This is a genomic window from Pseudoalteromonas sp. SG44-1 (assembly GCF_014164315.1).
Lineage (GTDB): Bacteria > Pseudomonadota > Gammaproteobacteria > Enterobacterales > Alteromonadaceae > Pseudoalteromonas > Pseudoalteromonas rhizosphaerae.
On sequence record NZ_JACJEW010000048.1, the window covers coordinates 12,243 to 30,427 of the forward strand.

Here is an 18,185-nt window from a genome sequence, read left to right on the forward strand (position 1 = left end):
CTTTTTGTTTAATGGGTTAGTCATGCAGGACTCGGTTTCTTTAAATAAACGCATTCTATTACCTTTACTCGCCAGTATTGTTGCAATTACGCCACTGGCAATCGATATGTATCTTCCGGCAATGTTAGTCATTGCTAACGACCTTAATACCACAATGCCTAATGTACAAATATCGTTAAGCATATATTTAGCTGGCTATGCGCTGGGAATGCTATTTTTTGGCCCAATCGCAGATCAAATTGGTCGTCGCGTGTTAACGAAGGTCGGCTTAGCATTGTTTGGCTTAAGCTCTTTCGCATTGGCCTTTTGTAATGACATTCACCTATTTTGGGCTTTGCGGGGAGTACAAGCATTCACAGGTGCTGCAGCAACCGTTGTGGTGCCAGGGATAATTCGTCATATTTATAAACAAGATACTGCGAAAGGAATGTCGTATGTATCGATGATCATGATGGTAGCGCCCTTAGTCGCGCCAACGGTTGGATCAATGATCATGGGCTTATCTCACTGGCAAACAATCTTTTTAGTACTGGCCAGTTACAGCTTTGTTATTTTAGCCTTGGTACAAATATACTTAATCGATATCCCTATTTTCAAAAGCCCGATGAAAGGCTTTGCACTATTTTTCGATAGCTATAAAACCGTATTTAAAAATAAAGATACCCGAGCAGATATAGCCAGCTCAATGTTTGTCTCATTCGGCTTTTTTTGCTTTTTAACCGCAGTGCCCTTTGTATACCTTGACTACTTTAAAGTATCAGAACAATTATTTGGTGTTTTATTTGCTTTCAATGTCATGGCGCTAATGTTTGGTAACTTTTTAAATACCCGCCTAGTACCACGTATTGGTTCACGAAAAATGCTGTATTATGGATTAGCGGTCGGCTTTGTAGCTGGCAGTGCCCTACTCACATTTAGCATATTACACCTATCGCTGTATTTTATTGTTGCAGCTATTGCTCCTCTGATGATGAGTTTAGGGGTTACCGCTAGTAATGCTGATGCATTGATCTTAATGCAGTTTGAAGAGCGTTCTGGCACCGCTACGGCGGTTATTGGTACATTGCGCTTTGGCAGCGGTGCATTAGTCGGTCCAATTTTAGCCTTAATGCATGCACAAAGTGCGGTACCATTTTCAAGCTTAATGTTCAGCGCATTAGTATTAACACTAATAGCCCAGCTTTGGCACCGAGCTAGAAACAAAAAAAATGCCCGTAGTTAACGGGCATTTTTTTACTAAGCGACTTCTTTATTCAGCTGCTTTAGATACCATCACCATTGCAGGGCGTAATAAACGACCATTTAATGTATACCCTTTTTGCATCACTGCTAATACAGTGTTAGGTGTTACATCATTGCTTGGTTGAATCGACATTGCTTGGTGGAATTCAGGATTAAACTGCTCACCTTGTGGGTTAACAATTTCAACACCAAATTTTGCAACCGCATCGTTGAAGCTCTTAACTGTCATATCAATCCCTTCAAGCAATGGCTTTAAGGTTTCGTTTTCTTTGTCTGAGAACTCAATAGCACGTTCTAGATTATCAATAACAGGTAATAATTCGTTAGCGAACTTTTCAAGTGCAAATTTATGCGCTTTTTCTACATCTTGTGCAGCACGGCGACGAATATTATCAACGTCTGCAGCGGCACGTACTACGCTATCTTTTTGGTTTGCGATAGTTTGTTTCGCATCTTCAAGCTCAGCATAAAGCATAGCAATTTCAGCTTCAGGGCTAACTTCTTCGCTTTCGTGCGCGTCAGCAGCTTCTACAGCCGCTTCAACGTCTGCTTGCATTTGCTCTAGTTCTTCGTTTAATTCAACTTCTTGCTCTGGTGATTTTGTCTGCTCAGACATAATTTAAGTGCTCCAATACTTTTCAATTGCGGTAATTATGGGGATTGAATCAAAAGATTCAAGAGCCAGATGACTCGATTAATTTAAATTCTTGAATGATTGCTTCAATTTGCGCCGATTTAGGACAAATTACACAAAAACGACTTTGATATTCTTGATTTTGAAAATACGGCACGCTGATCACCATCAGTTCGTCACAATCAGTAAATGGCAATTGTGACGTATTTAAAACCGACACACCATTTTTAAAAGCTAACTTATCTTCTACAAAGTTCAAAAATGAGACACCAATATTTAAGCTTTGTTCACAATCAATTTGCCGATATAAATAATTTTCGCCGACCACGATACTGTTATCTGAGCCTAATTTATGGCTCAGCTCACGGGTCCATTGATTTAACGAATCATGACAGTTTCGTGGTGCTGTATTTGCCATTGCTTGCATACGGTACAAGCCTTCCATTAAAGTTTGCTGACTGAATACAGTATTAAGCCAAGTAGCAAATTGATAACGTACGGTGTCAGAGGCATCATCCGGCTTATGAATACAAATGTTATGGCTTTGCCCTGCTCTATCTAACAGTAAAATAAGCCAATCATTGCTGTCAAAATCTAATACTTCAACTCTAAAAACGTGTTGAGAACTTACTTGCGGCAGACCAACGCAGCAACATACTTGATAACGCTGGCTTATACCATGCGCCATCTCGACTAATTGCGCTTGTGCAGGCTGCCAATATTGCGCAATCTGCGACAGAGGGAAAAATTCACTTAGCCAATAATCAAATCCGGCATTAGTAGGTACCCGTCCAGCAGAAGTATGCGGTGAATACAGCAGGCCTATTTTTTCTAGGCGCGACATCGCATTTCTAACTGTTGCAGAACACACAGCCATACCTTTTTGTTTGGCAATACGGCTTGACGCGACAGGTTGACCTTCACCATTACAGTACAGGCTCATCACGGCGGAAAATATTTGCTGATCTCGAGGGTTTAAATTCATAGTATCTACATCTTGCTGCATACTGGGGATATCGGGGCGTAGTGAGTTTATTTCAAGGTTATTTTCAAACTTGTCACTTTTGAGTTACTCTACTGATATTAATACTATTGATGCGTTTATCATGGAATCACCGTTTAAAACCATAGGTTTAATTGGCAAACCAAATCACAGTGGTGCAGCTGCAACTTTACAGCGCTTATACACTTTTTTAAATGCGTTAGGATTTGACGTGTTATTAGAGCAGAGAACCGGTCATCAATTAACCAATGTCCCCAAGGAAAAGTTAGTCAAACTGGTTGAGCTTGGCGAACGTGCCGATCTCGCTATTGTGGTCGGAGGCGATGGTAATATGCTTGGCGCAGCAAGGGTATTAGCCCGATTTGATGTTGCTGTTATAGGCGTAAACAGAGGCAATTTAGGTTTTCTAACAGATTTAAACCCAGAAGGCTTTGAAGCTAGTTTAGAACAAGTATTAAGTGGTCAATATATTGAAGAAAAACGCTTTTTATTAGAAGTTGCAGTTTATCGCCATGGTGAATTAAAAAGTGCTAACTCAGCAGTGAATGAAGCCGTTTTACATGCCGATAAAGTCGCTCACATGATTGAATTTGAAGCCTTCATTAATAACGATTTTGTTTTTTCTCAGCGCTCTGATGGTTTAATTGTCTCAACCCCTACGGGCTCAACAGCCTATTCGCTGTCGGGTGGCGGGCCCATTTTGACCCCAGAACTAAATGCAATATCATTAGTGCCGATGTTTCCGCATACATTATCAAGCCGACCATTAGTGGTTGATGCCGATAACGAAGTACGCTTAAAGCTCAGCTTAGAGAATACCGACAGCTTACAAGTCAGCTGCGATAGTCATGTGGTGCTTGCTGTATTGCCTGGCGATGAAGTGATAATTAAAAAAGCAGATAAGAAACTACGCCTGATCCACCCCAAAGACTACTCTTACTATCATGTACTTCGCACTAAGCTCAACTGGGGTAGTCGTTTATATTAATTTTATTGCGCTCATTCAGACTTTAGAGCAAAATAAGCTGAATTCATTTATTACCTTTTCAAGGGAAATCAAACCGAAATGACGTATGTTGTTTTCTTTGCTTTATTATTACTGATAACGCTGCTTGGCAGCTATTTGGTGATTGAAAATAATCGCCGAAAAGCGCTTGAAGCGCAAAAAAAGCTATTCAATAATCGCGTTAAAGAAGTAACTCAACAGTTAAAAATAAAATTAAATGAGTACTGCGACGCAAAAATAATTCGTCCTAAATACATCCCAAGAATACAAGTTATTGCCAGTAATTTCTTTGTCGTACAACCTCATACTGACGAAAACTTATTGTATCTTGAACGCATAAACGAGTCATTGATCAGCACGATTAGTAGTGAGTTGGCAAAAACTTATGTAACAGGTGAACGAGATGCACTAGCTGAACGCTTAGATTTTTTTGTGGCTGAGTTACCCATAGCCGGCGTTGCTTACAATAAAACGTTTTACCATGAACTTTTACCATCCATGATTAAAGTTTTACGCACTGATGATTTATCTGCGAATCCTGAAGATTATGTCAAACCTGTTGATCCTGAAACTAATTTTGAGAAATCAACCAGTGAGTAAGTAATAAACTAGATAGCGGCATTAAAAATTAATTTGCAAAAACCCAAAACACTGTATAAATTAACAGTTAATTGACTGGATGGATGAACAGTATGTTAACTGGGTTAGAGATTAAAAATTTTGCAATTGTAAGCAATTTAAGCACCGAGTGGCAAAGCGGTATGACAGCCATTACGGGTGAAACAGGTGCCGGTAAATCTATTGCTATTGATGCCTTATCTTTATGTTTGGGTGAACGTGCCGAAGCCTCAGCTGTTCGCCCAGGCACTGAGCGCGCTGAAATATGCGCCACCTTCGATTTAACCAACCTCCCCTTGGCTAAGCAGTTTTTAGAACAGCATTTGCTATCGAATGATGAGCAAGAGTGCTTACTTCGTCGTGTGGTGTGTAAAAATGGCCGCAGCAAAAGTTATATTAATGGCACCCCAGTCACTGCAGCCCAACTAAAAGAAATCGGTCAGTACTTGATCTCTATTCATGGTCAACATGCTCACCAATATTTGCTTAAAAGCGAACATCAACTCCAGCTATTAGACGCTTATGCAGGTCATCAACCTCTGGTTGAAGCAGTGCGCCAGCATTATCGTAATTGCCAAAACTTACAAAAAGAATTTACCGCGCTCGAACAAGCCCAGTTGCAACAAGCAGCGCAAAAGCAATTATTAGAGTACCAAGTAGCTGAGCTTGATGAGTTTGCTTTACAACCAGATGAATTTTCGCAAATTGAAGCCGAGCATTATAAGCTCAGCCACAGCCAAACTATTATTGAAGCATGCCAACGAGAGTTACAAAGCTTATACGAAAATGACGAGCAAAATGCCTGTTCCCTATTACAACATAGCGCGCAGCAGTTTGCTGAGCTTGCCGGGTTTGATGAAAGCCTAGCTAGTGTGGCTGCTTTACTCGAAGAAGCGGCTGTGCAAGTTGAGGAAGCGAGTCGTGAAATTCGTAATTATGCAGAGCAAGCTGAACTTGATCCGAGCCGACTAATCGACGTTGAAACACGATTAAGTGGTGCGATGGATTTATCACGTAAACACCATATTAAACCAGAGGACTTAGTTGAGTTTCACCAAAGTATCACACAAGAGCTTGAGTCGATTAGTAATAACTCTACCCGTTTAACGCAACTTGAAGGTGAAATTAACCAAGCATTAGCAGCTTATCAGCAAGCTGCGCAAACCCTAAGCGAAAGCCGTCATGAGGCCGCGCAGACATTAAATACATTGATCAGTGCAAGCATGGCGCATTTATCAATGGAAAATGGTGTGTTTGAAATCGCCCTTACACCACAACCTGAAAAAGCACCAAACAGCTTAGGTTTTGATAATGTAGCGTTTTTAGTATCAACCAACCCCGGGCAGCCATTACAACCACTGTCTAAAGTCGCCTCTGGCGGTGAGCTGTCGCGTATAAGTTTAGCGATACAAGTTATTATTGCGCAAAAAGTCACTACGCCAACGCTTATTTTTGATGAAGTGGATGTAGGTATTTCTGGACCAACTGCAGCAGCTGTAGGCAAGCTTTTACGTCAATTAGGCAAATCGACCCAAGTTATCTGCGTAACCCATTTACCGCAAGTTGCCAGCTCGGGGCATCAGCAGTTTTTTGTGGCCAAAGAAATTGCCAATGGCGAAACCTTTACACAAATGTTGCCACTCAGTAAACATGGCCGTATTGATGAAATTGCCCGTTTACTTGGTGGTGATAACATCAGTAAAACAGCCAAAGCTAACGCAAAAGAGTTAATTATGGCGCATGCTTAATTAAGCTAAAACAACACCTACGTTTAAACTATTTTTAAATACAACCATCCATTAAGCCTTACTTATATAAAGCAAGGCATAATAACTAACAATAGAACACATATAAATCATGACGATAACAACATTGCCAATAAAATTAATTAGCCTACTTTTTTGTTTTACACTTTTAACGGGTTGTAATGATTACTTTATAAATACCACGCAACTGACGAATAGCACATGGCAACCACTTTTAGTCATTGCATTTATTAGCCTATTTTTGATCCCGTTAATTAGCTTAGCGCTGCTTATATTTAGTCAATGGAAGCACCTTCAGTTTAAAATAACTCTGCAACGTTATTTACATGGCTCACTTGTTTTAATGCTCGCCATAGCGTGGTTTATCGAATTAAGCTTAGTGCAACGCGCTGATAACCGTATGGATTTGATGTTAACGTTGTGCGCGCTAGCCACTCAAATGGTATTAGTCGTAGCTGCTTTTGTACTTGTTAATAAACAACAAAAAATGCACCACCGCGCTAAAAACTTTCTGTAAAGTATTGTTTAAAATAACAATTAAAAACATTTACTTTACATAATTGACACATTTAATTTAGCAACATACACTCAATAAAATAAAAAAATCGATGGAATGAATAATGAGCGCTACACAATCTAAAATCACCCAGCTAAAACGTTGTTATGCAACATTACAACTGGGTGTTGCTAAAGCTGATGGCCGCCTTACTCTTACTGATAACCTGCTGCATTTTGAAGCCCTCAATAAACAACTTAACTTAGGTTGTTATGCCATCAAACTTAATAATATTTCCCATGTCGAAAAATGCGCAGCTAAAGCCGGCGGTTTAATCCCTATCACCACCGCTGGAATCAAAATAACCACCAAAGAAAATTATCATCTAGAGTTTATTTTAGCTGAACCCGATGAGTGGCTTAATTGCCTGCAAGCGAGTCATTAAGCATTAAAGGAAAAGTTACTAGGCTGGAGGTTCTAGGCGCTAGGAAAAGCCAAAACAGTTCGGAGTTAAATTTATCACCTTAGACTGTGGTTGAGAGCAACGAAACCCAACGATGAATGATTAAAACTGAATGACGGCTTAGAGCGATAAGCAGTCAGTCAAAAGTTTGATGTCTTAAGAAAAGATTTGACCCTCGTTGGCTTTTTCAAAACGACTGGGCGTGAGCTTTTGTAGTATTGGCAAAACAAGCAAAGGCTCACGACACAAACAACGGCATTTGCACTACTCAGCGCTCTCACTAATGCATCAACTGGGGTTATATCATCTACAGATTCAATAAAACAATTGTCTTTCTCAAACTCACTAATATCGTCGAAATACTCATCAGGCGAAAAACAATATAACTCAAGCGACTTAACTACCGCGTTATTGTTGTTTGATAGTTTCTTCCCTAAAACGATGAGGGGTTCGGCTTTTTTACCCAATCCGAGCTTAAGCAAAAGCGTATTTATCAAATCCATGTGCTTACTATATACCCAATAAAATAGTGGCATGTTTTATCGTGCATTATTAGTTACAGTAAAACAATAGTTACTTTTATGGGCTACCAGCGTTTGTGGTTTAAACTATTGGTTAATTAATTTAACCCACTCAATTGGATTCGACACAATGAATTGATATTTAGCGTCATCTTTTAATACGATTTCAATTGCATCATGTGTATAAGGCAAAATACCCACAACCTTACCAGTGCACTTACTCACTTTTACAATTTCACGCCGTGAAAACGTATAAGGCCCTAACCCAAATTGTGCATTAAACGGTGCAAAATGAATATCGGTGTTGGTTAGCCAAAATCTGCCGTCCGCTTTAATCGCCCCTTGTTGAATCGTGGCGGTTGTCGATTTGATTGTTATTGCATTCATTATAGTATCCCTTTATGTAGCGCTGCTTTTAAGTCATTACCAAGTGACGACATTTAAGCTGACTGTATTATCTTTCTCTTGGTTTGCCTACCGTTAAGTAGTGCGCCCAACCACGTATTTTTAACTAATAATAAATAACTTATTTGACCTATAAGTAATGTAACCACCACGCTAGCTATAAACTTTACTAAAACTGGCAAATTAGTATTAATCAATGGAATCTGAATATAAATCAGCACTGGCACATGTATTAAATAAATCCAATATGATGCATTTGAGATGCTGCGACTGAGCTTACTTTGGTGATTTAAAAAACGATGCCCAAGTAAAAACGTTATGGCGGTTAACAAAATAACACTCAGTCCTTGTGATAAAACATGCAATACATGTAGCTCTCTTGCTGCGGCAAAATAACCTGTTGTTGCGGCGGCAATCACTTCATCTAAGCTTGGCGCGGCTGGTAATAGAGAAAAATAACCAGTCAGTGATATTGCAACACCCAAAATAAGAGGCCATAAGTACTTATAATATGACCAAATGAGCTGCTGTTTTTTATAAAGCCCTACTCCTAACCAATAAAAACTGCCGTAAAAACCATACGACCATAACTGTGGCGTGAGTTTATCAGGAGCAGGAAATGGAATAGATTGCCCCATTAATGAAAACGTTAACACGATGGGAAGTACAACCCACATAAATAAAGGGTGAACGCTAAGCGCATCGAATTTATTGCCTAATAAGTTAGTTGTTTTCAACAACCAGTGAATTAAGCAAAACTGGAATAAGTTCCACAAAAACCATAAGTGCATAGTGCTAACAACAGGCTCTTTAATAACTTTAAACACAGCAAAAATCGGCGGTATTGAATTAGCTATACCGGCCCCAAAACTCAAGGCATGGTAGTAAACGACAAAGCTTAACGGTAAAAATACAATAAAAGGCAGTAGAATATGTTTACTGCGATGACGTAAAAATCGCGAGTTGCTCGATTTAACTATTAATAACGCACTGCAAAACCCTGCAATAATAAAAAATAATGGCATCCGAAATAAGTGCAGCGTATGCGTAATATAATCAAATAGGCCATGTGTACTTGGGTCTGCCGTAAACCAAATATTACTAAAAAACGGACTGTAGGCTAAAGCGGCATGAAATACAATGCCGAGCAATAGCGCGAGGCTGCGTAAATTATCAATGTAATGTAATCGACTGTCTTTATTCATTAATGTGCCCAACTAATTTTTATTAATAAAGCATAAATGAATGAGGCATAATGGCACTAGTCACAAAGCTCATAGCCCGAGCTATGACAGATGTCACTGTTTTTACAATGCGAGTTCTGCAATAATTGCTAAAAAAATATGGCCGCAGTAATGGAATCAACTATACGACATACAACCGATTGGCATTTCTCAACATTGGCATCGTGGCTTGGGGTGACATCGGCGTGTGCCTATTATGCAAACTCAGAATTAGCACTATATTTGCAAATCATAGTAAGTGGTTCCATTTTAGCCATTTTGCTGTATGTGTTAAAACAACCCAATAAATTTGTTCACGGCGTAGCACTTGGCTATTTCCTGCTTATTTTGGCTATGATACAACTGAGTTCAACGTCCTTAGTTTTTATCCACCTAGTGATGTTCACCGCGGTTTTTAGTCCTCATTTTTCGCTTCCTAAAATACTCGCTTGTGTTGTGGCCGCCATGCTGGTTTATGGTTTAACGCATTATTCGCGCTGGGAAAATGGCATTCCTTGGATCACGTTTACAATTTGGTTCTTCTTTTGCTTGATGAATTGGTTTGTTAGCCGGCGTATTGTCGAAAGTTTAAATACACATTACCAATCCCGCCAAAACTACAAAGAGTTAAAAGCCACCCAACACATGATGGGGGCGATGCATGCAGCGCAAGAGCGACAAAATATATCACGCGAGCTGCATGACTCACTCGGCCATAAGCTTACCGCGCTCAGCATTAATTTAGATTTTGCTAAAAGAGCAGCAAATGAAGCCACCGTTGAAACCCTCTCTCTTTGCCACCAACTTAGCCAAGAAGTATTGGCAGAAGTACGCGAAATCGTTTCCACTCAACGCAATGACAAAACGATACTTAAGCAAGCTCTTGAGGCCATTTGCGAACTAACACCTAATTTACACTGTGATCTCCAACTAAGTAAGGGGACAGAGCAGCTCCCTCAAGACTACGCCCTGTGTGTATTGCGGTTTACCCAAGAGATGATCAGCAACACCCTTAAACATACCCAAGCAAACTATTTTACTTTGCATGTGAATGTCTCCCACGTTGGCCAACACCCGCTGTTAATTGCAAAAGCGTATCACAATCAACCAGAGACCCATTTACCTAAAAAAGGGAACGGATTGGCAGGATTAAATGAGCGAATGACACTATTTGGCGGTGAATTTTCACAACATCTTGAGCAAGAAACACTGATCAATACCATGACATTACCACTAAATTTAGAAGAAAAAAGCCATGATAAAGTGCCTACTAGTTGAAGATCAGACCTTAGTTCGTTTAGGCCTCGCTAATTTACTTAACCTCGATAGCGCCATTAATATAGAAGCCCAAGCTGAAGATGGCTTGCAAGCGCTTGCACTATTAGCTGAGCATAGTTTTGACATTGCTTTACTCGATATGAGAATGCCGAATTTAGATGGGCTCGGCGTGCTGCAAAAAATGCGCGAGAAGGGTGATAAAACCCCCGTGCTGATCATTACCACATTTGAAGATTGTGATGTATTAGTCAAAGCCCTTAATCTAGGTGCTCGTGGGTATGTGCTTAAAAACATTGAACTTGAAGAACTCATTAGCGCTATAAAGCAGGTCGTTGCCGGTGAGCGAGTATTGCAAAGTGCGGTGACTGATTTTTTACTCAAAAAGCAACTAAGCCCTCAGCTCTGCTTAACGGACAAAGAACAAACCGTATTGCAGTGTTTGTCTTTAGGTATGCCAAACAAAGTGATTGCCAAAAAATTAGATAACTCTGAGGGGACTATTCGTAATCATGTGTCACAAATTCTTGCCAAATTAGACGTAAAAGACCGCACTCAGGCCGTTATAAAAGCCATTAATCAAAACCTAATTTAACACGCGAACAACACCAAATTACTATTTTTGATTAGGCTTAAGTGGTGCAATCAACATAAATAAGAGTAAACAAAACCAACTAATAAACAAACAGGCGACTATCCATGCGAGCTTTTCTTGGCGTCCCACTTTTTGTGACCTAGCAATGAGTATGATTGGCATCACCCAAATCTTGATTTCAGACATTAAAGATCTTCAATGTCTGCTCATGGCACTGAGCCGTCCTTCAGCTCTAACTCGTTTTTGTCCAAAAACGAGTTTATCGACCGTCAGCTTCTCGCTCTTTGCCGAAGTTCAACTAAGTGCCATTTGCAGTCATTCATGATCAACTCGTTTCTGCCCCAAAGTGAGTTAGCGTAAAAACTCTAAGGTCGGCTTTTAAACGATGAGCAGACACTGAAAAAGTTAAATTTATTCCTACTTCTTTGAGTAGGAGCCTAATTTTGTCTGATAACATTATTAACCGCTGTTTTCGTGTGTTATAAACCATCTAAATGGTGTTGAATAAGCCGTTAACTTTAAAGGTATCCAATGAGATTTATATTAATCGTTTTATTTTTTTTAAATTCTACTCAAGCTCTTGCGCAGTATGACCGCTTGAGTCTAAATTCTGAGTTCCTAGGAAAAGACGTTACCGTTCAGATATCGTTACCAGACACTTATCGACATTCTGATAACTTTTCATACCCTGTACTAGTTGTATTAGATGGCGCCACTCAATTCAATCACGCGGCAGCTAGCGCGCATTTTTACAGCACTTATGCAGCAATACCGGAAATGATTGTTGTAGGTGTAAGTCTAAAAAATAGATTAGCATTTTTTACTCATACTGAGCCTGATGCATTTGTCGGTCGAGCCGGTAAAGCTGACTTACTCACGCGTTTCCTACAAGAAGAGTTATTAAACCAACTTAATAAGCAATATAGAGTTGCGCCTTATTATGTTATCGCAGGCCACTCACTTTCTGGTCTATATACCAGTTACCTTGCAGTTAAAGGTAATACTAAATTTAATGCTGCGATATCCATTAGCCCAAGTCTTTGGTGGGATGAAGCTACAATAGTTACAGACTTTGAAAAGAAGCACTCAACCAGTGGAGCAAAAACTTTTCGATGGTTTCTAAGTATGGCAAGTGAGCCGAACGAAATGCCCGAAGCTTTTGAGCGCATGTTATTGGCATTGGAAAAAAAATCAAAATCAGGGCTTTATTATAAGTACGCAAGGTTCCCCGATGAAACACACGACACCACTCCCGTAGTAGGAATGGCAAAAGGGTTACAAGCTATTTTTTCTGATTGGAATGCGGTACCTGAGATTGATATCATGCCTCTGTCGAACCTAATAAAATTTTATGAGGATAAAGCTAAAGAGTTCGGTTATGCATTCCCTTTATCGGCACATCAGTATAATGTTTATGGGCTCAAAGCTACGTATGAAGATAAGCCAGCATGGGGCGTTGAAATTTTGGAAAAAGGTACTGAGACTTTTCCTAATTCAGAGATACTGTGGGATAGTTTAGCAACAGCTTACAGTTTGAATAAGAATTTACCTGATGCGTTAATTGCATCTGAGCGTGCGCTGGAACTGGCTGTCGCCAATAATTCAATTTTTATCGCTGAGATCAAGGCGCAAAATATGGACTTGAAGCTAAGCAAAAAATAGATGGTCATTAAGTAGCCTGTAAAGTAATACAGCTAACAATCAAATCTTATCGCCAGCAAATAGCGCTGGCGTGACTTTAACCCTCTGAGCAAATTCTCACGCTAAATTTAGGCGTTGCTGAGTGATAACAATTGATACGTGCCAGACTCTAACTTCGAGTCTGGCTTAGGTCCAAATTTAAGCATCGATCTGTTCTGATACTTCTAACGCATCATCAACTTCTATTCCCAAGTACCTGACAGTGCTCTCTAGTTTTCTATGGCCAAGTAGAAGCTGACAGGCTCTTAAATTTTTAGTTTTTTTGTAAATTAGTGATGGTTTGGTACGTCTCATAGAATGAGTGCCATATTGAGTCTTATCTAATCCAATTGAGGTGACCCAAGAATCAACTATACGTCCATATTGACGGGTTGAAAGGTGTTCAGAGGAATGAATTCGTGACTTAAACAAGTAATCATAAGAATTGAGAGTAAATTGCTCTATGAGCGCCACAATTGATTCCCTTGTATTTCCAGTAATTTCAAATTGAACAGGCATACCAGTCTTTTTTTGAACGACTATTGCCCTTGATTGGATTGTTTTACCATGAGCGATGTCATTAACTTTTAGTGAAACTAAATCACACCCTCTTAGTTTGCTATCTATGGCTAGGTTAAATAGTGCTAGATCTCTTATTTTATGAAAAAGTTCTAGTCGTATTCGGATAGCCCATATTTGCTGTAATTTTAAAGGTAACTTTTGTCCTACAAGCTTATTTTTATTCCAAGGCTCTTTAGGCTGATATATAGTTAACTGGTGCATTAGTTGTACTCCGGTGTTTATGGAGTTTTAAGCTTAGCTTGCTACAAAAAAATTCGGGTATGAGCGATTAGCGGACATACAAGTTTCAGTTAATATAAGCCATTATCACTCTGCTGGCATTACGAAAAAATTGCTTTTTCCAATGTGGCAAAATAGCCTATATCAAGAAAAATATTTATAGTTAGCAATAACTAATACAATTTGCTATTAATAGGAGCCTGTAAAATATAGATATTCCCGCGAAAACAAGGAAAGTGCCCTCTGGTTTAACTGTTGCATTTCGCGTGGTCTGAACCAATAGTAGAGGTTGATAATTGGAAGTCATTACAATACAAGAAATAGAATTACACCGTTTTAAAAAATATAGAAATAAAACTATTAGTACACCTAATGGATTTTGTTTATTAGCGGGTTCGAATAATTCGGGTAAGTCCACTTTTATGCAAGCATTCGCCTTGTGGGAATTTTGTAAGAACCTTATAAAGCTAGAACACGGGGACAGTGGTCTACTAAATTCTCATCTTGGTAAAAAACAAGGGGTAGGTGTTAATAGCGAAGATTTTCTTCCTTTAAATATTCCCTCATTAAAACATTTATGGACTAACTTAAAAGTTAACCCTGAAACAGACCCTCAAGGTAATAAAGAACCTGATGGCTATACATTATGGCTAGAGGTTAAATGGATTAATAGTTTACATGCAGAACCTCGCTATTTACGCTTTTCTCTATCTTTAGCTAACGAGCGACTATTTGTAAAGACGACTAGATCGAATATATCTGATAACGAAAAGTTACCTCAAGTCGCCTACATACCTCCATTTGCAGGAATTTTAAACAGAGAGCCATTTCACACTAAGGCAATGAGAGCACGTCTTGTTGGGCAAGGTTTAAGTGGTTCAGTAATGCGTAATACATTATTAGAACTATTTAAAATAAACCTAACAAAAAGAAAAGAGCTATTAGTTGGTAAGAGTAGAATCTCACCTTCAGATCTTATAAATCTTCGTGAAACTGACCGTTGGGAGCATTTACTTGAGGTTATGCGAAGACTTTTTGATATCGAATTAGTAGTTCACGATTTTAACGAGGACTATCATAGCTATATCAAAATTGAATATTGGAAAGGTAAATATAACGAAGCTAGAACTAAGTTTATAAAACATTCAGGATTTAATAGGCGAGATATTATGGTGGAAGGCAGCGGCTTTCTCCAACTCTTAAATGTTTTATCTTTGGCCTTAGATCCTCTTTATCAAATTATATTTTTAGATGAACCAGATGCGCACTTGCATCCATCATTACAATTTTCACTTTTAGCTGAGTTGCATATATTAGCGAAGAAATATCATAAGCAGATATTATTCGCCACACACTCTACAGAGCTTATAGCATCCCAATCGCCTGAAAATATAATGAAATTTGAAGGTGGAGAAGTGAGAATATTAAGTCAAGAATCTCAAAAAACAGCTCTAATAACAGGGCTAGGCTCTGAGTTTTCTCCTCAATTGCATAAGTTACAAAGAACAAAAAAAGTTCTGTTTGTTGAAAATAACTCTGATGCAGAAACAATAAAGATTTTTGCAAAAAAAATTGGTACCCCGATCTCTCAAGATATAGTCGTTTGGGCTTGGCCTGGCAAGCATGTAGAACGTCAGCATTTATTTAACCAATTGAAAAGAGTTATTAGTGGTCTAAAAGGTATAAGCCTCAGAGATCGAGATGGACAGCCATTCGACACAATTACAGAGTCTTTATTAGATAAGAATAATGTAGGTTGTAATAAAGATGGATTATTAGCAAGAACTTGGAGGTTTAGGTATATTGAGTCTTACTTACTTTCTCCTAAAGCGATTGCACGAGCAGCTGAAAGCACTGAAGATGACGTGATAGAAAGTGCTAAAATTTTTGGTGTTGATTTAAGTGCTTATGATCCAGAGAAAATTATTCATGCATATCAAGAGTTGCCTTCAAAACCAATCTTAACTGAAGGCGCAGATTGCTTAACTGGAAAGTATAGAATTTCTAAATATGACATTGCAAATGCTATGGAGGTAGATGAAATACATGTGGATATTAAAACTCTGATATCTCAAATTATAAAACTATAGAAAGAAATGTAACAAAGCCCTCAAATTGAAAACGTTGGCTTTGTTTCGCTTAACGACACTTGCAGTGGCATAATGATTTTGTCCGCCGAATATGATGTCAAGACTCAAAGATGATTCAATGAAACTTCCAACTCATACGAAAAATGCTTTATTAGCCACACTAAGAGTCAAAAAATTCGGAATATCGATTAAAATACAACAATAAACTTGTGTGTTCGCCGTTACTTGGAAGTTGAAAACCAAAAGGGTCGCGTCTTGCTTTTTGCCAGTTTCTTTTTGAATGTCTGCAAATGGCACTTTTGCGAAGATCGGCTGTGAGCGATGACCAGTCGTTCAAATAAGTCGTCATTAGCCTAGTAAGAATAAGAGGTAACTTCCCCTTTCCAACATATTTAAATAAGCTACAGTAGGTATAATATATAGCTGGCAATAATTTATAGTATTTGCTATTAATGTAAGTTCATAAAATAAGGACGTTTTCGAGCTAAAATAGGGAAGGTCAGATCTGATAAAGTTGTTAGAACTATGAGGTGAATTGTGCCAATCATTGAACAGGAACTATCGAGAGTTGATGAGCTTTGGGATCTTTTGTCACCAATTGGAACATTTTCTAATAAACTAAAGAATCCAATTTTTCGCGGGCATGCAAACGCCTTATGGAATTTGACTCCAACTGTTTTTAGAGATGATATTATCTTAAAATTTCATCGAAAAAGAATAGAGTATTTGAGAACCTCGCAGGTAATTGAATTTGAGTTTAGTTTACTTCACGGTTTCCTATTTGGCTGTGATGAGCAAGGAATATCGATCCCGTATGATAGCCATGATTTCAGAAGTTCAATGGATTATTCGACAGCGATGGCTCGATATGCTGATTCAACGGCAGGATGGCCACATAAAGAATTCCATTCTATATTAGCAATGGCACAACATCATGGAATACCTACTCGATTATTAGACTGGAGTCGCAGTTCTCTTGTTGCTATGTATTTCGCTGCTTCTCAAGTGTTGAATTCAAAAGTAGAAACTGAACAACGCTTAGCTGTTTGGGTATTAGATGCAGATAGCACTACTCTGGCTAATATCGGTTTGGAAACGGTTTCACCTGCAGGCAGTGTAAGTGAGAACTTGGCAGCACAAAAAGGTTTGTTTTTATTATATAAGGAGCCGAGTAGCACTTTCTACACAGATGAGTTTTGCCCAGAAACCGAAAAAAGTTTGATTGATAATTTATTGGCTAATAACGCAAAGGTATATAAGTTTACACTTCCTGCAAACACTGCCGGTGAATTATTACTAAGGTGTATGAAGTTCAACGTATCGGCTACAACTCTATTTCCTGGTGTTGACGGCGTAGCTAAAGGAGTCATGGAATTTAAGTTAGCTAAACGTCAAGCTGGTATGCTCTAGAATAGCTCTAACAAGTGACTATGATGCCACCGTCCGTTTATGGCACGCTGCGGAACTTCGCCTAAGGACGCTCATTGATTAAATTTCAATAAGGAAAAGATAAGATGAATGGAGGGTTTTTTGTTTATATCTACAAAGATAAAAAGCAGAATATACAATATGTAGGCTATGGAAAAAACTCAAAACGCGCCATATCACATCAAGCTAAAACACATAATAAACCATTAGAAGAACTAATTGAAAGTGGTAGTTATAGTGTTCATATTGCAGGTCCTTTTTATGATGAAATAACAGCGCGAACAGTTGAAGCAGCGCTTATTTCTGCTATTGATCCATTTTGTAATAAAAAGCAGGAGAAAAAAGAGTGGCGTTTCAGGCCGATAGGAGTAAAGCCCGAACTAACATTCCGACTTGCTGAGACACCATTACAATTTTCAGATTTGTTAATTAATAATAAAAAGATTTTGTTTGTTAGAATATCAAATATTAATTTCTCGGATAGGGTTGGTTACGATATTAGTACTCCACCTAAAGATTCAGCAATAGTAGCAAGGGTTAAAAAATATTGGCAATTAAATAAGTACATCCCTCAATGGGTTGAAAACCCAAGTGAAAGCCCTTCGCTCCTAATTGGGATTATAGGCCCCCTGGTTCACAAATAATTATCTCTTCTATGGAAATTGATATTAATAAATGGGGTGACGTTGATATCCATAAAGGAGGATTAGTAGAAGTACCTTTAAGAAATGCACGGGAGTTAGATATGCATGAGTTTAGGGGGCGTAAAATTGATAAATCAGTTGGCTTGAAATTTGGTAGAATCAAATCTCAATTTTTTCGAATTTTTCCAGAATAAATATCTCTGCGATAATAAATAAGATGGGTAACTGTCAGATCAAGCCTGACCTTGTACATATTACTTTTTCTATTCTTTCTAAATGACCACTTCTGGCACAT

Annotated in this window: 20 protein-coding genes; 13 read left to right on the plus strand and 7 right to left on the minus strand. The window is 38.6% G+C overall.

Annotation, left to right across the window (positions count from 1 at the left end; all coding sequences use genetic code 11):
- Positions 1 to 22: 22 nt before the first annotated feature.
- On the plus strand, positions 23 to 1,222 hold the full coding sequence (locus H5187_RS18105) for a Bcr/CflA family efflux MFS transporter (protein WP_182768140.1): 1,200 nt from the start codon (positions 23 to 25) through the stop codon (positions 1,220 to 1,222).
- A 27-nt stretch (positions 1,223 to 1,249) separates the two neighbouring features.
- Here H5187_RS18105 and grpE read toward each other — a convergent pair whose 3' ends face one another.
- Positions 1,250 to 1,858: a nucleotide exchange factor GrpE gene (gene grpE / locus H5187_RS18110; RefSeq protein WP_182719388.1), complete on the minus strand. Its 609-nt coding sequence runs from the start codon at positions 1,856 to 1,858 to the stop codon at positions 1,250 to 1,252.
- 58 nt (positions 1,859 to 1,916) lie between these two features.
- Complete coding sequence (locus H5187_RS18115) at positions 1,917 to 2,882, minus strand: HrcA family transcriptional regulator (RefSeq protein WP_145242204.1); 966 nt, start codon at positions 2,880 to 2,882, stop codon at positions 1,917 to 1,919.
- Positions 2,883 to 2,982: 100 nt separating this feature from the next.
- Here H5187_RS18115 and nadK point away from each other — a divergent pair, with 100 nt between their 5' ends.
- The 5 genes from nadK to H5187_RS18140 all read left to right on the plus strand — a co-directional run bounded on the left by nadK (position 2,983) and on the right by H5187_RS18140 (position 7,210).
- Positions 2,983 to 3,867 carry an NAD(+) kinase gene (nadK, locus tag H5187_RS18120; RefSeq protein ID WP_182719393.1) on the plus strand — a complete coding sequence of 295 codons (885 nt, stop codon included), beginning with the start codon at positions 2,983 to 2,985 and terminating at the stop codon, positions 3,865 to 3,867.
- Positions 3,868 to 3,945: 78 nt separating this feature from the next.
- Positions 3,946 to 4,485 (plus strand): hypothetical protein, encoded by a 540-nt coding sequence (locus H5187_RS18125; RefSeq protein ID WP_145242202.1) that lies wholly within the window; start codon positions 3,946 to 3,948, stop codon positions 4,483 to 4,485.
- A gap of 92 nt (positions 4,486 to 4,577) precedes the next feature.
- Positions 4,578 to 6,251, plus strand: coding sequence for a DNA repair protein RecN (gene recN / locus H5187_RS18130; protein ID WP_182731954.1), 1,674 nt, complete (start codon positions 4,578 to 4,580; stop codon positions 6,249 to 6,251).
- A 109-nt stretch (positions 6,252 to 6,360) separates the two neighbouring features.
- The gene (locus tag H5187_RS18135) at positions 6,361 to 6,786 is read left to right on the plus strand and encodes a hypothetical protein (RefSeq protein ID WP_145242198.1); all 426 of its coding nucleotides are present in this window, start codon (positions 6,361 to 6,363) and stop codon (positions 6,784 to 6,786) included.
- A 103-nt stretch (positions 6,787 to 6,889) separates the two neighbouring features.
- The gene (locus H5187_RS18140; RefSeq protein WP_145242196.1) at positions 6,890 to 7,210 is read left to right on the plus strand and encodes a hypothetical protein; all 321 of its coding nucleotides are present in this window, start codon (positions 6,890 to 6,892) and stop codon (positions 7,208 to 7,210) included.
- Positions 7,211 to 7,368: 158 nt separating this feature from the next.
- On the opposite strand, the gene H5187_RS18145 is transcribed toward H5187_RS18140, so the two are convergent.
- From H5187_RS18145 to H5187_RS18155, 3 genes are all read right to left on the minus strand, one after another.
- Positions 7,369 to 7,731 (minus strand): hypothetical protein, encoded by a 363-nt coding sequence (locus H5187_RS18145; RefSeq protein ID WP_182762032.1) that lies wholly within the window; start codon positions 7,729 to 7,731, stop codon positions 7,369 to 7,371.
- A 105-nt stretch (positions 7,732 to 7,836) separates the two neighbouring features.
- A complete protein-coding gene (locus H5187_RS18150; protein WP_145236026.1) occupies positions 7,837 to 8,136 on the minus strand; it encodes a hypothetical protein in 300 nt (99 codons plus the stop codon).
- 53 nt (positions 8,137 to 8,189) lie between these two features.
- On the minus strand, positions 8,190 to 9,359 hold the full coding sequence (locus H5187_RS18155; protein WP_182762030.1) for an acyltransferase family protein: 1,170 nt from the start codon (positions 9,357 to 9,359) through the stop codon (positions 8,190 to 8,192).
- A gap of 150 nt (positions 9,360 to 9,509) precedes the next feature.
- Between H5187_RS18155 and H5187_RS18160 the strand changes: the two genes are divergently transcribed.
- Positions 9,510 to 10,655: a sensor histidine kinase gene (locus H5187_RS18160; RefSeq protein WP_182798128.1), complete on the plus strand. Its 1,146-nt coding sequence runs from the start codon at positions 9,510 to 9,512 to the stop codon at positions 10,653 to 10,655.
- Positions 10,633 to 11,247 carry a response regulator transcription factor gene (locus tag H5187_RS18165; RefSeq protein WP_145236016.1) on the plus strand — a complete coding sequence of 205 codons (615 nt, stop codon included), beginning with the start codon at positions 10,633 to 10,635 and terminating at the stop codon, positions 11,245 to 11,247. The genes H5187_RS18160 and H5187_RS18165 overlap by 23 nt, the downstream gene beginning before the upstream one ends.
- Before the next feature lie 21 nt (positions 11,248 to 11,268).
- On the opposite strand, the gene H5187_RS18170 is transcribed toward H5187_RS18165, so the two are convergent.
- On the minus strand, positions 11,269 to 11,433 hold the full coding sequence (locus H5187_RS18170; protein WP_182762060.1) for a hypothetical protein: 165 nt from the start codon (positions 11,431 to 11,433) through the stop codon (positions 11,269 to 11,271).
- A 345-nt stretch (positions 11,434 to 11,778) separates the two neighbouring features.
- Between H5187_RS18170 and H5187_RS18175 the strand changes: the two genes are divergently transcribed.
- A complete protein-coding gene (locus H5187_RS18175; protein ID WP_182798129.1) occupies positions 11,779 to 12,909 on the plus strand; it encodes an alpha/beta hydrolase in 1,131 nt (376 codons plus the stop codon).
- A gap of 177 nt (positions 12,910 to 13,086) precedes the next feature.
- On the opposite strand, the gene H5187_RS18180 is transcribed toward H5187_RS18175, so the two are convergent.
- Positions 13,087 to 13,710, minus strand: coding sequence for a tyrosine-type recombinase/integrase (locus H5187_RS18180; RefSeq protein ID WP_182798130.1), 624 nt, complete (start codon positions 13,708 to 13,710; stop codon positions 13,087 to 13,089).
- 314 nt (positions 13,711 to 14,024) lie between these two features.
- Between H5187_RS18180 and H5187_RS18185 the strand changes: the two genes are divergently transcribed.
- From H5187_RS18185 to H5187_RS18200, 4 genes are all read left to right on the plus strand, one after another.
- A complete protein-coding gene (locus tag H5187_RS18185) occupies positions 14,025 to 15,818 on the plus strand; it encodes an AAA family ATPase (RefSeq protein WP_182794794.1) in 1,794 nt (597 codons plus the stop codon).
- Between the two features lie 537 nt (positions 15,819 to 16,355).
- Positions 16,356 to 17,228 carry an FRG domain-containing protein gene (locus H5187_RS18190; RefSeq protein ID WP_182794793.1) on the plus strand — a complete coding sequence of 291 codons (873 nt, stop codon included), beginning with the start codon at positions 16,356 to 16,358 and terminating at the stop codon, positions 17,226 to 17,228.
- Positions 17,229 to 17,332: 104 nt separating this feature from the next.
- Positions 17,333 to 17,890: a hypothetical protein gene (locus H5187_RS18195; protein WP_182762027.1), complete on the plus strand. Its 558-nt coding sequence runs from the start codon at positions 17,333 to 17,335 to the stop codon at positions 17,888 to 17,890.
- 11 nt (positions 17,891 to 17,901) lie between these two features.
- Entirely contained in the window at positions 17,902 to 18,084 is a 183-nt protein-coding gene (locus tag H5187_RS18200) for a hypothetical protein (protein WP_182762025.1), read from the plus strand.
- Positions 18,085 to 18,185 lie beyond the last annotated feature (101 nt).

Bases quoted from the DNA above. Each gene is read 5' to 3' on its own strand.
- H5187_RS18165 (WP_145236016.1), top strand. From the start codon at position 10,633: ATGATAAAGTGCCTACTAGTTGAAGATCAGACCTTAGTTCGTTTAGGC.
- H5187_RS18125 (WP_145242202.1), top strand. From the start codon at position 3,946: ATGACGTATGTTGTTTTCTTTGCTTTATTATTACTGATAACGCTGCTT.
- H5187_RS18145 (WP_182762032.1), bottom strand. From the start codon at position 7,731: ATGGATTTGATAAATACGCTTTTGCTTAAGCTCGGATTGGGTAAAAAA.
- H5187_RS18105 (WP_182768140.1), top strand. From the start codon at position 23: ATGCAGGACTCGGTTTCTTTAAATAAACGCATTCTATTACCTTTACTC.
- H5187_RS18140 (WP_145242196.1), top strand. From the start codon at position 6,890: ATGAGCGCTACACAATCTAAAATCACCCAGCTAAAACGTTGTTATGCA.
- H5187_RS18150 (WP_145236026.1), bottom strand. From the start codon at position 8,136: ATGAATGCAATAACAATCAAATCGACAACCGCCACGATTCAACAAGGG.
- grpE (WP_182719388.1), bottom strand. From the start codon at position 1,858: ATGTCTGAGCAGACAAAATCACCAGAGCAAGAAGTTGAATTAAACGAA.
- nadK (WP_182719393.1), top strand. From the start codon at position 2,983: ATGGAATCACCGTTTAAAACCATAGGTTTAATTGGCAAACCAAATCAC.
- H5187_RS18175 (WP_182798129.1), top strand. From the start codon at position 11,779: ATGAGATTTATATTAATCGTTTTATTTTTTTTAAATTCTACTCAAGCT.
- H5187_RS18155 (WP_182762030.1), bottom strand. From the start codon at position 9,359: ATGAATAAAGACAGTCGATTACATTACATTGATAATTTACGCAGCCTC.
- H5187_RS18115 (WP_145242204.1), bottom strand. From the start codon at position 2,882: ATGCAGCAAGATGTAGATACTATGAATTTAAACCCTCGAGATCAGCAA.
- recN (WP_182731954.1), top strand. From the start codon at position 4,578: ATGTTAACTGGGTTAGAGATTAAAAATTTTGCAATTGTAAGCAATTTA.
- H5187_RS18180 (WP_182798130.1), bottom strand. From the start codon at position 13,710: ATGCACCAGTTAACTATATATCAGCCTAAAGAGCCTTGGAATAAAAAT.
- H5187_RS18170 (WP_182762060.1), bottom strand. From the start codon at position 11,433: ATGTCTGAAATCAAGATTTGGGTGATGCCAATCATACTCATTGCTAGG.
- H5187_RS18160 (WP_182798128.1), top strand. From the start codon at position 9,510: ATGGAATCAACTATACGACATACAACCGATTGGCATTTCTCAACATTG.
- H5187_RS18200 (WP_182762025.1), top strand. From the start codon at position 17,902: ATGGAAATTGATATTAATAAATGGGGTGACGTTGATATCCATAAAGGA.
- H5187_RS18135 (WP_145242198.1), top strand. From the start codon at position 6,361: ATGACGATAACAACATTGCCAATAAAATTAATTAGCCTACTTTTTTGT.
- H5187_RS18195 (WP_182762027.1), top strand. From the start codon at position 17,333: ATGAATGGAGGGTTTTTTGTTTATATCTACAAAGATAAAAAGCAGAAT.